General features: G+C 63.9%; 13 protein-coding genes. 6 read left to right on the top strand and 7 right to left on the bottom strand.

What is annotated here, in order from left to right:
* Window positions 1-16: 16 nt before the first annotated feature.
* The 3 genes from AC07OJ_RS24615 to AC07OJ_RS24605 form a co-directional block, all read right to left on the bottom strand.
* Window positions 17-541 carry a Csu type fimbrial protein gene (locus tag AC07OJ_RS24615; protein WP_065901122.1) on the bottom strand — a complete coding sequence of 175 codons (525 nt, stop codon included), beginning with the start codon at window positions 539-541 and terminating at the stop codon, window positions 17-19.
* A gap of 101 nt (window positions 542-642) precedes the next feature.
* Window positions 643-1,155 carry a Csu type fimbrial protein gene (locus AC07OJ_RS24610; protein ID WP_106803364.1) on the bottom strand — a complete coding sequence of 171 codons (513 nt, stop codon included), beginning with the start codon at window positions 1,153-1,155 and terminating at the stop codon, window positions 643-645.
* A gap of 117 nt (window positions 1,156-1,272) precedes the next feature.
* Entirely contained in the window at window positions 1,273-1,536 is a 264-nt protein-coding gene (locus tag AC07OJ_RS24605) for a hypothetical protein (RefSeq protein ID WP_120449024.1), read from the bottom strand.
* A 199-nt stretch (window positions 1,537-1,735) separates the two neighbouring features.
* On the opposite strand from AC07OJ_RS24605, the gene zapE reads away from it, so the two are divergent.
* Together zapE and AC07OJ_RS24595 are read left to right on the top strand one after the other, a co-directional pair.
* Entirely contained in the window at window positions 1,736-2,836 is a 1,101-nt protein-coding gene (gene zapE / locus AC07OJ_RS24600; RefSeq protein WP_495095356.1) for a cell division protein ZapE, read from the top strand.
* A gap of 39 nt (window positions 2,837-2,875) precedes the next feature.
* Window positions 2,876-4,180 (top strand): protein kinase, encoded by a 1,305-nt coding sequence (locus AC07OJ_RS24595; protein ID WP_495095355.1) that lies wholly within the window; start codon window positions 2,876-2,878, stop codon window positions 4,178-4,180.
* Between the two features lie 85 nt (window positions 4,181-4,265).
* Here AC07OJ_RS24595 and AC07OJ_RS24590 read toward each other — a convergent pair whose 3' ends face one another.
* Window positions 4,266-4,973, bottom strand: coding sequence for a YebC/PmpR family DNA-binding transcriptional regulator (locus AC07OJ_RS24590; RefSeq protein ID WP_065901129.1), 708 nt, complete (start codon window positions 4,971-4,973; stop codon window positions 4,266-4,268).
* Between the two features lie 109 nt (window positions 4,974-5,082).
* Window positions 5,083-6,408, bottom strand: coding sequence for an MFS transporter (locus AC07OJ_RS24585; protein WP_495095354.1), 1,326 nt, complete (start codon window positions 6,406-6,408; stop codon window positions 5,083-5,085).
* A gap of 257 nt (window positions 6,409-6,665) precedes the next feature.
* On the opposite strand from AC07OJ_RS24585, the gene AC07OJ_RS24580 reads away from it, so the two are divergent.
* Window positions 6,666-7,562, top strand: coding sequence for a LysR substrate-binding domain-containing protein (locus AC07OJ_RS24580; protein WP_106803360.1), 897 nt, complete (start codon window positions 6,666-6,668; stop codon window positions 7,560-7,562).
* Here the strand turns inward: AC07OJ_RS24580 and AC07OJ_RS24575 are convergent.
* On the bottom strand, window positions 7,532-8,392 hold the full coding sequence (locus AC07OJ_RS24575; protein ID WP_065901135.1) for a LysR substrate-binding domain-containing protein: 861 nt from the start codon (window positions 8,390-8,392) through the stop codon (window positions 7,532-7,534). The two genes, AC07OJ_RS24580 and AC07OJ_RS24575, sit on opposite strands and share 31 nt — an antisense overlap.
* A gap of 113 nt (window positions 8,393-8,505) precedes the next feature.
* Here AC07OJ_RS24575 and AC07OJ_RS24570 point away from each other — a divergent pair, with 113 nt between their 5' ends.
* The 3 genes from AC07OJ_RS24570 to AC07OJ_RS24560 all read left to right on the top strand — a co-directional run bounded on the left by AC07OJ_RS24570 (window position 8,506) and on the right by AC07OJ_RS24560 (window position 11,269).
* Complete coding sequence (locus tag AC07OJ_RS24570) at window positions 8,506-9,660, top strand: 2-aminoethylphosphonate--pyruvate transaminase (protein ID WP_495095353.1); 1,155 nt, start codon at window positions 8,506-8,508, stop codon at window positions 9,658-9,660.
* Between the two features lie 50 nt (window positions 9,661-9,710).
* Window positions 9,711-10,538 (top strand): phosphonoacetaldehyde hydrolase, encoded by an 828-nt coding sequence (phnX, locus tag AC07OJ_RS24565; RefSeq protein WP_065901139.1) that lies wholly within the window; start codon window positions 9,711-9,713, stop codon window positions 10,536-10,538.
* 170 nt (window positions 10,539-10,708) lie between these two features.
* Window positions 10,709-11,269, top strand: coding sequence for a cytochrome b (locus AC07OJ_RS24560; RefSeq protein WP_065901140.1), 561 nt, complete (start codon window positions 10,709-10,711; stop codon window positions 11,267-11,269).
* A gap of 17 nt (window positions 11,270-11,286) precedes the next feature.
* Here the strand turns inward: AC07OJ_RS24560 and AC07OJ_RS24555 are convergent, their stop codons facing one another.
* Complete coding sequence (locus tag AC07OJ_RS24555) at window positions 11,287-12,201, bottom strand: 1-aminocyclopropane-1-carboxylate deaminase/D-cysteine desulfhydrase (RefSeq protein WP_495095352.1); 915 nt, start codon at window positions 12,199-12,201, stop codon at window positions 11,287-11,289.
* Window positions 12,202-12,246: the final 45 nt, after the last annotated feature.

The following is a 12,246-nucleotide window of genomic DNA, read 5'->3' as shown; positions in this document are numbered from 1 at the left end:
CTTTTCCTCAGTTGAATTACCAATCCAGCGTGACCGTCAGGGTGTCGCGGTAGGTGCCGGCGGGAAGTGCGCTGGTATTCGCCACCACCGCGCCATAGACCGGGATCGGTCCCAGGCTGCCGGCGCTGACGGCGAAATTGCGTTGCTGGCCAATGCGATAGATGTCCGTCCCGGCGGCATCGGCCGTGAGTCGATAGGGAATAGTCTGGCGGCCATTGCTCAGGCGCCGGGTGGTGCCATCACCGTTGACGCCACCGTCGATGGTCACGGTAAAGCCGCGCACCGAGGCATTGCAGGTGACTTGCAGCGCCCCGCCATTGCCCTCGACATTGGCGTTGAGCGGGCGGGTCCAGGTCGGGCCCTGATTGCCGAAATCGAGTTGGCCCAGGTTGGCAGGCAGGTCCTGGGCACCGGCGCTCACCTGGCAGGCCGGCAGGATCACCAGCCGCGCCTGGATGCTGCCGGTGACGACCGCCTCGGCATCCCCCGCAACCAACAACAGGGGGCTGAGCAACAGCGCGGTACAGGTGAAGTGCTTCATATCGATCCCACTTCCATCAGGATAAAACCAGTTGGCCGCCCAACCTTGGGCGACATTCCTTTACCTGCCGAGTCCACCCGGCAGTCACTGCACAAAAATGCTTACCAGGTCACCGTGACCTTCACCACGTCGCTGTAGCGACTCACTGCGGGGATTTGAGCCAGGGGTTCGATGCGCGCATACAGCGGCAACTCCACCGAGCCACTGTCGGGCACCGTGCCGCTCACTGTTTCATTGACCGGCAATGCCACGCGTCGGGCGGCATCGCGATAAAGACGATAGGGAATCGGTGAGGCATGCCGCTCGCCGGCCAGGTAGCGCACCTCGCCGATGCCGCCATGCAGGCCGCCGTCGATACGTACTTGATAAGGGGTGTCCGGATTGCATTCCAGGCGTGGCTGGCGCGTACTGGTCAGCGCAGCGCTCAAGGGGCCCGCGGGATTGTCGAGACGGGCGGTGCTGCCGAAATCGAGCACACCGAGCTGCTCGATCCCCGCGTCACGCGTCAGACCGACCAACTGGCAGCCACGCATCACATTGACGCGCACCTCCACCTGCAATTGTGTGGCCAACGCTTGCGCGCTGCACAGCGTGCCTACGATGGCCAAAACCATAGATCCATTCACGGCCTCAATCCTTTTGAGGAATGGCGTACCAGGATCAGGTTAGCAGTGGAGGGCAAAGCTGCCAGTCGCGTCAGAAATACGACTGTCAAAAATGTTGTACGTTTGTTACCAGTTCAGCGTCACCAAGGTGCGCGGGCTGCCATCTTCCTGGGGGGCCTGCTCGGTGCTGACGGTAAATTCGGTGGGGCTGTCGGAGGCAGTGCTGCAGCGCACGAGCGGGCGGCTCGCAGCGCTGCCCGGGCTGACTTCACAGCCGGCAGTGATCACCAGCAGCGCGCTGATCTGCCCGCTGCTGACCACCGCCTGCGCAGGGTTGACCCACAGGCAGCAGGCGCCCACGACCAGCAAGAGGCGATGGATGACGAACATGAATGACCTTGAGGAAACCGCGAGGTAGGAAACGCCGCCAAGGATATCCGAGATGGCTATGTGCCTGCATCGATTTCGGCGCTCAGCCGACGCGCGGTGACCGGTCTCTTTTTGAGATCGCTGGCCGCTACATTTTGTATTGGTTAAATTAGCGCGAGCACTGCACCCTAACGCCATTCACCCCACGGAACCCTCGCCCTTGGCTGTCCTCCCCCCTGCCCTGCGCCGACTGTTCGGCAAGCCTGCCGCCGCTACCGCCACGTCCGATGACGTGTCCACGTACTTCCAGCGCAAGGCCCGGCGCCAGGGCTACACCCTGAGCCCGAGCCAGCAGCAGGTCATCGAGCGCATGGCGCAGATTGCCAATGCCCTGCAACAGCAGCACACGACGCGTAGCCTGTACTTGCACGGCGCCGTGGGGCGCGGCAAAAGCTGGTTGCTCGATGGGTTCTTCCAGGCGCTGCCCCTGGCGCAGAAGCAGCGGGTGCACTTCCACGACTTTTTCGCCCGCCTGCATCAAGGCATGTTCCGCCATCGCCAGCAGCCCGACGCCCTTGCGGTCACCCTGGATGAATTGCTCGAAGGCTGCCGCGTGCTGTGTTTCGACGAGTTCCATGTCCACGATATCGGCGACGCGATGCTCATCACCCGCCTGTTCAAGGCCTTGTTCGAGCGCGGCGTGGTGGTGCTGGTGACCTCCAATTACCCGCCCGAAGGGCTGCTGCCCAACCCGCTGTATCACCAGCGCTTCAAGCCGGTGATCGAGCTGATCGGCGCGCGCATGGACGTCATGGAGGTCAACGCGCCCCAGGATTACCGGGGCCTGCCACACAATCACGGCCAGCAGCGCTTCACCCAGGGGCCTTTCATCTGGCCCGGCAGCCCGGCGCAGCGTGCGGCGTTCGGGGTGCCGGAAGCGGATTGCCCGGCGCTCACGCTGGCGGTCGGCACCCGGCAATTACGGGTGCGCTGGCACCAGGGGCGCACCGTCGCCTTCACCTTCAACGACCTGTGCGAGCAGCCCACGGCGGTGATGGACTACCTGCTGCTGTGCAAAGACTTCGACGACTGGATCATCGACGGCCTGCCCCTACTGGGCGATTGCCCGATTGCCGTGCAGCAGCGCTTCATCAACCTGGTGGACGTGCTCTACGACCAGGACAAGCACCTGACCCTGATCGGTGAACGGCCGCTGGCCGAGTGCCTGGCAGGCCAGGCCATCGACCTTGCGCGCACCGCCAGCCGCCTGAACCAATTGCAGCAGGCCAACCCGCAAGCCCTGCCCGACCCGGTATCATGAGCGCCTTCCACGTCCCTTTGCCGAGTGACCGCGCCGTTCATGCATACCCTCGCCCAACTCAAGGCTGGCCAATTGGCCGGTATTACACGCCTGGACCTGTCCTGCGGGCTGACTGAATTCCCGCCGGAAATCTTCACGCTGGCCGACTCCCTGGAAATCCTCAACCTCAGTGGCAACGCCCTGAGCAGCTTGCCCGACGACCTGCACCGCCTGCCGCACCTGCGCGTGCTGTTCTGCTCGGACAACGCCTTTACCGACCTGCCGGAATGCCTTGGCCAGTGCGCGAAGCTGAGCATGATCGGCTTCAAGGCCAACCGCATCAGCCGCGTGCCCGCCGCCGCGCTGCCACCGTTGTTGCGCTGGTTGATCCTCACCGACAACTGCATCGACCAATTGCCCGATGAGCTGGGCGCACGGCCGCTGCTGCAAAAACTGATGCTGGCCGGCAACCGGCTGAGCGCCCTGCCGCCAAGCCTGGCCAACTGCCACAACCTCGAACTGCTGCGCATCGCGTCCAACCGCTTCACGCGCCTGCCCGAATGGTTGCTGACGCTGCCGAGCCTGACCTGGCTGGCCTATGCCGGCAACCCAGTGGAAATGGCCGTGGAGATAGCCGCGGATGACACCACGCCGACTATTCCCTGGACCGAACTGGAACTGGCCGAAGTGCTCGGCGAAGGTGCCTCCGGGGTGATTCGCAAGGCGCTGTGGAAACCGCAGGCGCTGCCCGTCGCCGTCAAGCTGTACAAGGGCACGATCACCAGCGATGGCTCGCCGCTGCACGAAATGCAGGCCTGCATCGCCGCCGGGCTGCACCCCAACCTGATCAAGGTGCAGGGCCGCGTGAGTGGCCATCCCGAGGACCAGGCCGCGCTGGTGATGGACCTGATCGACGCGAGCTACGGCAACCTCGCCGCCCTGCCGAGCCTGGCCTCGTGCACCCGCGACATCTACGCACCCGACACCCGTTTCAGCCTCGAGGTAGCGCTGCGCATGGCGCGCGGCATTGCCTCGGTAGCCGCGCACTTGCACCGGCACGGCATCACCCATGGCGACCTGTACGGCCACAATATCCTGTGGAATACGGCGGGCGATTGCCTGCTCGGGGACTTTGGCGCGGCGTCGTTCCATGCCACGGCGGACACCCTGGAGACTCGCGCGTTGCAGCACATTGAAGTGCGCGCGTTTGGTGTGTTGCTGGGGGAGTTGCTGGAGCGGGTTGACGAAGGGTTGAGCGAAGCGACACGCCTGGTGCTGGAAGGCTTGCGGGAGCAGTGCTGCCAACCCGACGTACTCGCCCGGCCAGGTTTCGAGGCAATACAAGCCACGCTGCAAACCTTGTAGGAGCCCGGCTTGCCGGCGATGGCGATCTCAAACAGGCCATTGCCGGCAAGCCGAACTCCTACAGGGAGGGGTTCAACACGCTGTATCAGCCCGCCAGGCCAACGAACATATCCTGCACGTCGTCATGGTTGTCCAGGCCTTCGAGGAAGGCTTCGACTTCGGCCATCTGCTCATCGCTCAAACCCGTCACCGGGTTCTTGGAGATATAGCCCAGCTTGGCCGACAACACGGTGAAGCCCTGCTCCGGCAGCGCTTTCTGCACGGCGTCGAGGTCGGTGGTCTCGGTGATGAACAGGGTGGTGCCCTCTTCCTCGCCGTCTTCGAAATCCTGTGCGCCGGCTTCAATCGCGGCCATTTCCGGGTCAGCGTCAGGGCTGTCCGGCGAAGCTTCGATCAGGCCGACGTGGTTGAAGTCCCAGGCCACGGAGCCGGAAGCCCCCAGTTGACCCTTGCGGAAGGCCACGCGGATTTCCGCCACGGTACGGTTGATGTTGTCGGTCACGCATTCGACGATCAACGGCACCTGGTGCGGGGCAAACCCTTCGTAGGTCACGCGGTGGTACTGCACGGTTTCGCCGAGCAGACCGGCGCCCTTCTTGATGGCGCGGTCCAGGGTTTCCTTGGGCATCGAGGCTTTTTTGGCCTGCTCCACCACCAGACGCAGGTGGGCGTTGGTCGCGGTGTCGGCGCCGTTGCGGGCGGCGATGGTGATTTCTTTCACCAGCTTGCCGAAGATTTTGCCCTTGGCATTGGCTGCCGCTTCTTTATGTTTGACTTTCCACTGTGCGCCCATGACTCACTCTCTTTTCGTCCATCGCGCCGAAACGTCTACTGGCCGGCGCTTTGGGGGCAGAGTTTATAGCGCAAAAACACTCTAATCCACCAAAAAACCGGCCAGCCTGTCAGGTGCGCAAGGGTTTGATCGCGACGTTGCGGTCCGGCACAAAATCGCCGACCTCGGCCAGCACCGCCGGCCTGGCGTTCCAATAGGGCATCAACACCAGCGAAGAAAACAGCGCCGCGCCGGCAAACACGATGAACACCGTGACCGTGTCGAAGTAGCCCGGCAGCAAGCCGCCGAGCACCGCGCCCACCGAGCCGCAACCGTTGACAAAGCCTGCCGCCGTGGCGCCGGCCTTGGCGGTGCCGAAGTCGATGGCGGCAGTGCTGCTGATCATCGAGTCCGGCCCGTACAGGGTCAGGCCCATGACAAACAGCAAGGCCATCACCAGCATCACACTGCCGGTGTGCAGCGCGCCCATGAACAACGCGAGGGCCACGGTCAGCGCCAGCAGGCTGAGCACACAGGCGGGCATGCGCCGCGCGCCGAAGAGCTTGTCGGACGCCAGCCCGATCAGAATCGGTCCAAGCAACCCGGCCAGTTCAAACGCGGTCGGCACAATCGCCGCGCCGACCTTGCCCACCGAGGGCATCTGCTCGTAGACGATCACCGGGCCCCACAACAGGATCGCGTAACGCGCCGGTTTCAGCAGGAAATACGCCAGGCCCAAGGTCAGCACCGTGCGGTTGCGCAGGATCGCGCGCAGTGGCTCCAACACGCTGATGCGTTTTGCGGCCGCCCTTTCCTCGGCGGTCATCACCGGCTCGGGTTCGACCGCCGGCAAGCCGACATCTTCGGGCGTGTTGCGCTGGAAGATGAAGAACAACAGCGCCACCACCCCCACCACCGCCGCACTCGAGATAAACGCCGCGTGCCACGTGCCGATCAACGTGTAGGCCCACCACCCGGCAAAGGGCGAGGCCACCAGGCCGCCGAACGCGTAGCACGAACTCCACAGCCCGAGCACCCGCCCACGCTGCTGCGCCGGGAAGAAACTGCCAAGGTTCTTGCACAGCCCCGACCAGCCGGTGGACTGCGCCAGCCCCTGGATCAGCATGCAGGTGACAAAGATCGGCAAGGTCGCAAAGGTGCCCATCACCAGCGCGGCCGCAGCGGAAATCAGCAAGCCACCGAGCACCACCACCCGTGGTCCGAAGCGGTCGGCCAACATGCCCCAGGTGAACTGCCCGACCGCATAGGCCGCCAGGTAAATGCCATCCAGGTTGGCCATCATCATTTTATCGAGGGGGAAACTCGGGTCGTCGACGATCCCCAGCTTGGCCACGGAAAACGCTTTGCGAGTGAAATAGAACGCCGCGTACGCCAGCCAGGTGATGGCGAAAATCTGCACGCGCCAACGCTTGATGCTACCCATTGGGATATTCATGGTGGTTCTGACCTCAGGTGAGTGTGCCGGCAGAATCGAGAAGCAAATGCCTGTTCTTTTTATGGTTGAGCACTGCAATGCCGGGCCGTGGACACGGCGGCATTGGTCAGATGAGACCTGTGTCCCAGGTCCCATGGCCGCCGTGGTTGTAGGACTCAACCTACGGCGGTTGAGGCGTATCAAAGCAATGGCTGACTAATAGGTAAAATCGATTTATCGTATTTCAAATATAAGCCCAGCTTGTAAGAGGATCGGCGATGTCGGTGTCCCACGCCCAGCTCAAGGCCTTCCATGCGGTGGCCGTACACGGCAGTTTCACCCAGGCCGCCGAACGTCTGTTTCTGACGCAGCCGGCGATTTCCGACCAGGTGCGCAAACTCGAAGAACGCTTCGGCGTGCTGCTGTTCCACCGCAACAAGCGCTCGGTGCGCCTGACCGATCTGGGCGAGCGCCTGCTGGCCATCACCCAGCGCCTGTTTGTGATCGAGGCCGAAGCCGAGGAGTTGCTGCAGGACTCACGCGCGCTGCTCACCGGCACTCTCACCCTCGCCGTGGATGCCCCGGTGCACGTGCTGCCGCAGATCGCACGGTTTTGCCAGCTGTACCCGGGCATCAGCGTCAAGATCGAAACCGGCAACACCGACGAATCGCTGTTTCGCCTGTACAACTACCAGGCCGACCTGGCCTTGCTTGGCCGCGATGTCGACGATGAGCGCCTGCTGTCACTGCCGTTGCCCGACGACCAGTTGCTCGCCTTCGTCGCGCGCAATCACCCCTGGGCCGGGCGTGAGTCGATCTGCCTGGCCGACCTGGATGACACGCCGCTGGTGCTGCGCGAAATCGGCTCGGTCACCCGGCAGACGCTGGAGCAGGAAATGAGCCAGGCCGGCCTGCGTATTCGTCCGGCGATCCAGGTCGAAGGCCGTGAGGCCGCGCGTGAGGCGGTGGTGGTGGGGATTGGCGTGGGGGTGGTCTCGGCGGCGGAGTTCGGCGCCGACTCGCGGGTGTACGCCATGCCTATCCGCGACTGCAGCCAGCGCATGAAGGAAACCCTGGTGTGCCTCAAGGAGCAAAGTTCGCGGCGGGTGGTGGCGACGTTCCTGCAGATCGTGCGCGACAGCCTTCAGCCGGGCGCCAACTCGAAAAACGCCTGAATCAAGCGCAATGCGCGGCGCCGCTCCATGCAGCCGAGCATGTGCCGGTTGCGCAGCCCCTCGCCCTGGATTGCCACGGCCTGCACCCGCGGGTCCGGGCTGACTTCCATCGATGAGACCACGCCGACGCCCAGCTCGGCAGCGACGGCTTCGGTCACCGCCTCACGGCTGTCGAGTTCCAGCAGCACCTTGGGCTGCACCCCCGACGCCGCGCACGCCGCGTCGAAGGTGCGGCGGGTGATGGAACTGGGCTCGCGCAACACCATGATCACCTCGTCGAGTTGCTCCAGGCGAATCCCCCTGGACTGCTGCGCCCACGGGTGGCTGGCCGGCACCAGGGCGCAGATCCGCGACTCGCTCAAGGGTTGCAGGTGCAGACCGCTGCGCGGCTCGACCTCGGTGAGTACCGCCACATCCGCATGCTCGGACAACAGTGCCGCCAGGGTTTCCTGGGCGTTGCCCAGGCGCAGGTTGACGGTGATCCCGGGGTAGCGCGCACGCAGGCTGGCGATCATCGGCATGACCAGGTGCGGGCCGTCCGCTGCCACCTCCAGGCGCCCGGTGAGCAACTGCCGGTTGGCCTCCAGCATCGTCTGCGCTTCGTCGACCAGGCCGAAGATCGCACGGGTGATCGCGGCCAGGCGCGCGCCCTCCTCGGTCAGCTCCACGCGGCGTGCGGTGCGGCGCAGCAGCGGGATCTGGTAATGCTCTTCCAGGGCCTTGATATGCCCGGTCACCGCCGGTTGGCTGATGAACAGCCGCGCCGCCGCACGGGTAAAACTGCCCTCGCGGGCCACGGCATCGAATGCGCGCAGTTGGAACAGGTTCATATCTATCGGTCTCACTGATAGCTCGCATAACAACAAACAATTTGATTGATGACAAGCCAAACTGCAATTTAGGCCCCGTAGATTCAACCCCCGATGCCTTGCGAGGACTTGAGATGACCACTGCCGCGCCGATCCTGCTGACCCCTGGCCCCTTGACCACATCGAACCGCACGCGTCAGGCGATGATGGTGGATTGGGGGTCCTGGGATGACCGTTTCAATGCCCTCACTGCCAGCGTCTGCTCCCAACTGCTGGCGATCCTTCACGGCACCGACAGCCACTATTGCGTGCCCCTGCAAGGCAGCGGCACCTTCGCCGTCGAAGCCGCCATCGGCACCCTGGTGCCGCGTGACGGCAAGGTCCTGGTGCTGATCAACGGCGCCTACGGCAAGCGCCTGGCAAAAATCTGCGAAGTACTCGGCCGCGACTTCAGCACCTTTGAAACCGCCGAAGACCAGCCCACCACCGCCGCCGACGTCGACCGCCTGCTGCGCGCCGACACGGCCATCACCCATGTCGCGTTGATCCACTGCGAAACCAGCACCGGCATTCTCAACCCGTTGCCGGAGATCGCCCAAGTGGTCAAGGACCACGGCAAGCGCCTGATCATCGACGCCATGAGTTCCTTCGGGGCGCTGCCGATCGATGCCCGTGAAGTGCCGTTCGATGCGCTGATCGCCGCCTCGGGCAAATGCCTGGAAGGCGTGCCGGGCATGGGGTTCGTCTTCGCCGAAAAACAGGCCCTCGCCGCCGCCCAGGGCAACTGCCACTCCCTGGCGATGGACCTGTTCGACCAGCACAGCTACATGGTCAAGACCGGCCAATGGCGCTTTACCCCGCCGACGCACGTGGTCGCGGCGCTGCACGAAGCGCTGCTGCAATACGCCGAAGAAGGCGGCCTGCCCGCGCGCCATCAACGCTACGCCGACAACTGCCAGGCGCTGCTCGACGGCATGGCTGCACTCGGCCTGCGCAGCTTCCTGCCGGCCGAGATCCAGGCGCCGATCATCGTCACCTTCCACGCCCCGCAAGATGCGCGCTACCAGTTCAAGGACTTCTACGAGCGGGTCAAGGCCAAGGGTTTCATTCTGTACCCGGGCAAATTGACCCAGGTCGAAACTTTCCGCGTGGGCTGCATCGGCCACGTCGATGCGACAGGCATGCAGGCAGCGGTCACGGCGATCGCGCAAGCACTGCAAGACATGCATGTGCTCGAACCTGCAGGAGCCGGCTTGTCGGCGATCACCGGCGACGCAGTTCTTTTGTAACCCCTCATTTTCGTTCATCGCTGGCAAGCCAGCTTCTACAGGATTTGTGTATGAACTATCAGAACCCCAACACCCTGCAGGCCGTGATCCTCGATTGGGCCGGCACCGTGGTCGATTTCGGCTCCTTCGCGCCCACGCAGATTTTCGTCGAGGCCTTTGCCGAGTTCGATGTGCAAGTCTCCATCGAAGAAGCCCGTGGCCCGATGGGCATGGGCAAGTGGGACCACATCCGCACCCTCTGCGACCAGCCGCAAGTTGCCGAACGCTACCGCAAGGCCTTCGGCCGCACGCCCACCGATGACGACGTGACCGCCATCTACCAGCGCTTCATGCCGCTGCAGATCGAGAAGATCGCCGAACACTCGGCGCTGATCCCCGGTGCCCTCGACACGATCGCACGGCTGCGTGTGCAAGGTATCAAGATCGGTTCCTGCTCCGGTTACCCCAAGCAAGTGATGGACAAGGTCGTCGCCCTGGCCGCCACCAACGGCTACATCGCCGACCACGTGGTGGCCACCGATGAAGTGCCCAACGGCCGACCATGGCCGGCCCAGGCCCTGGCCAACGTAATCGCCCTGGGCATTGATGATGTCGCCGCCTGCGTGAAGGTCGACGACACCGTGCCGGGCATCCTCGAAGGCCGTCGCGCCGGCATGTGGACGGTGGCCCTGACCTGCTCCGGCAACGCGCTGGGCCTGACCTACGAGCAGTTCCGCGCACTCGACGCCGCCACGCTGGCCAGCGAACGCAAGCGCATCGAGGCGATGTTCAAAGGCTCGCGCCCGCACTACCTGATCGACACGATCAACGAGCTGCCGGCAGTGATCACCGACATCAACCAGCGCCTGGCCCGCGGTGAAATGCCGCAAAGCCACTGATCGAGGTCAAGACAACGGCAATCGCGCCAGGCAAAGCGCTCAAAACCGGCATACAGTTAAGTCACTGCGTCACCCAAGAACGCAATGTTGTCCAGTGATGAAACTGTACCGGTGGCGAGGGAGTTTGCTCCCTCGCCACCGGTTTGCCCTGATGAGTGAGGAACACAGCGATGCCGTGGAAAAATTCCGATACGCGTTACAGCACCATGTCGATCGCGTTGCACTGGTTGATGGTGGTGCTGCTGGCGGTGGTCTACGCCTGCATTGAGCTGCGCGGCCAGTTTCCCAAGGGCAGCGGCGCACGGACGCTGATCGTCGAGATGCACTTCATGTTCGGCCTCACCGTGTTTGTGCTGGTGTGGCTACGCCTGTTTGCGCGCAGCCTGGGGGTGGCGCCGAAGATCGTGCCGGCGCCGCCGCAATGGCAAACCCTGCTCGCCACCCTGATGCATATGGCGCTGTATGCCTTGATGATCGGTATGCCGATTGCCGGTTGGTTGATCGTCAGTGCCGAAGGCCATTCGGTGATGTTCTACGGCATCGAGTTGCCGCCGCTGATTGCCGAAAACAAAGGGTTGGCCAAGGAGATTGAAAGCTGGCACGTGCTGTTCGGCAAGATCGGCTACTGGCTGATCGGGCTGCATGCGCTGGCGGGGATCGCTCATCATTACATCCTGCGTGACAACACGGCGTTGCGCATGATGCCCGGTAAGCGAGGGAGCATTCAGTAACGCCATCGACTGCGGGATCACACTCGCGGATGCCCTGAGCTCAACGATGGGAAACCCCGGCGGCCTTGCAAGCCGCCGGTGTGGACAAAGATCAGGCGCGTACCGCAGACGAAGCGGCGGGCTTCTATCTGCTGCTTCAGCGCCAGCAACGCCTTGCCGGTGTAGAGCGGTTCCAGCGGCAGGCCACAGGCTTGCTCGGTGGCGTCGATAAAGGCCAGCAACTCGGGATCAACCTTGGCAAAGCCGCCCCGGCTGGCCTCCAGCAATTGATAACCGTGCTGCACCAGCGTCTGTACCTGCTGCGCCACCCCGTGGTCATCGGGCACCGCCAGCGCGCCATACACCGGATGCGCGCCCGCCTCCGCCAGCACCAGTCCCGCCAGCGTGGTACCAGTGCCTGCTGCCAGCCACCAGCCGTCATAATCCGCCCAACCGATGTCGCTCAATTGCGCGCGCACCTGCTCCACCAGTACCGCACAGCCCAACGCTCCCGCCAGGCCACCGCCACCTTCGGGCACCGGGTGCAGGTGTGGATACTGCTCGCGCCACGGCCCCCAGAAATCCGGCGCATGCCGCGCGCGATAGCCGCCATAGCCCAGCCAGTGCAACTGCATGCCGAAGGCGTTGAGGTCGAGGACGGTGGGGGTGTCTTGCGCATGGCCACGCAGCAGGCCGACGGTGGCAAAGCCAAAGCGCTTGCCCGCCGCCGCCAGCGCATGCAGATGGTTGGAATGCGCGCCACCCAGGCTGATGATCCCACTGGCGCCAGCAGCCCGACCTTGCGCGAGGTGCTCGGTGAGTTTGAACCACTTGTTGCCGCTGATCAGCGGGTCGATGCGGTCCAGGCGCAGCACGGCCAGCTCGACACCGTCCAGCCAATCGAGCTGCACAGGTTCAAGCGGAGCGTAGGGAAGCCAATCGAAGGGGCCCATCGGGGAGGGTCTGCATGAAAAAAGGGGCGGTAGTCTATCACCGCC

Source organism: Pseudomonas sp. GW821-FHT09C08 (assembly GCF_059418125.1).
Note: the sequence above shows the minus strand (reverse complement) of the source record. Positions and strands in the feature narration are given on the sequence as shown.

What these genes read in the sequence shown, in the direction of transcription:
- AC07OJ_RS24610 (WP_106803364.1), bottom strand. Translation starts at nt 1,155, where the DNA reads ATGGTTTTGGCCATCGTAGGCACGCTGTGCAGCGCGCAAGCGTTGGCC.
- AC07OJ_RS24595 (WP_495095355.1), top strand. Translation starts at nt 2,876, where the DNA reads ATGCATACCCTCGCCCAACTCAAGGCTGGCCAATTGGCCGGTATTACA.
- AC07OJ_RS24585 (WP_495095354.1), bottom strand. Translation starts at nt 6,408, where the DNA reads ATGAATATCCCAATGGGTAGCATCAAGCGTTGGCGCGTGCAGATTTTC.
- AC07OJ_RS24575 (WP_065901135.1), bottom strand. Translation starts at nt 8,392, where the DNA reads ATGAACCTGTTCCAACTGCGCGCATTCGATGCCGTGGCCCGCGAGGGC.
- AC07OJ_RS24580 (WP_106803360.1), top strand. Translation starts at nt 6,666, where the DNA reads ATGTCGGTGTCCCACGCCCAGCTCAAGGCCTTCCATGCGGTGGCCGTA.
- AC07OJ_RS24570 (WP_495095353.1), top strand. Translation starts at nt 8,506, where the DNA reads ATGACCACTGCCGCGCCGATCCTGCTGACCCCTGGCCCCTTGACCACA.
- AC07OJ_RS24615 (WP_065901122.1), bottom strand. Translation starts at nt 541, where the DNA reads ATGAAGCACTTCACCTGTACCGCGCTGTTGCTCAGCCCCCTGTTGTTG.
- phnX (WP_065901139.1), top strand. Translation starts at nt 9,711, where the DNA reads ATGAACTATCAGAACCCCAACACCCTGCAGGCCGTGATCCTCGATTGG.
- AC07OJ_RS24560 (WP_065901140.1), top strand. Translation starts at nt 10,709, where the DNA reads ATGCCGTGGAAAAATTCCGATACGCGTTACAGCACCATGTCGATCGCG.
- AC07OJ_RS24590 (WP_065901129.1), bottom strand. Translation starts at nt 4,973, where the DNA reads ATGGGCGCACAGTGGAAAGTCAAACATAAAGAAGCGGCAGCCAATGCC.
- AC07OJ_RS24555 (WP_495095352.1), bottom strand. Translation starts at nt 12,201, where the DNA reads ATGGGCCCCTTCGATTGGCTTCCCTACGCTCCGCTTGAACCTGTGCAG.
- AC07OJ_RS24605 (WP_120449024.1), bottom strand. Translation starts at nt 1,536, where the DNA reads ATGTTCGTCATCCATCGCCTCTTGCTGGTCGTGGGCGCCTGCTGCCTG.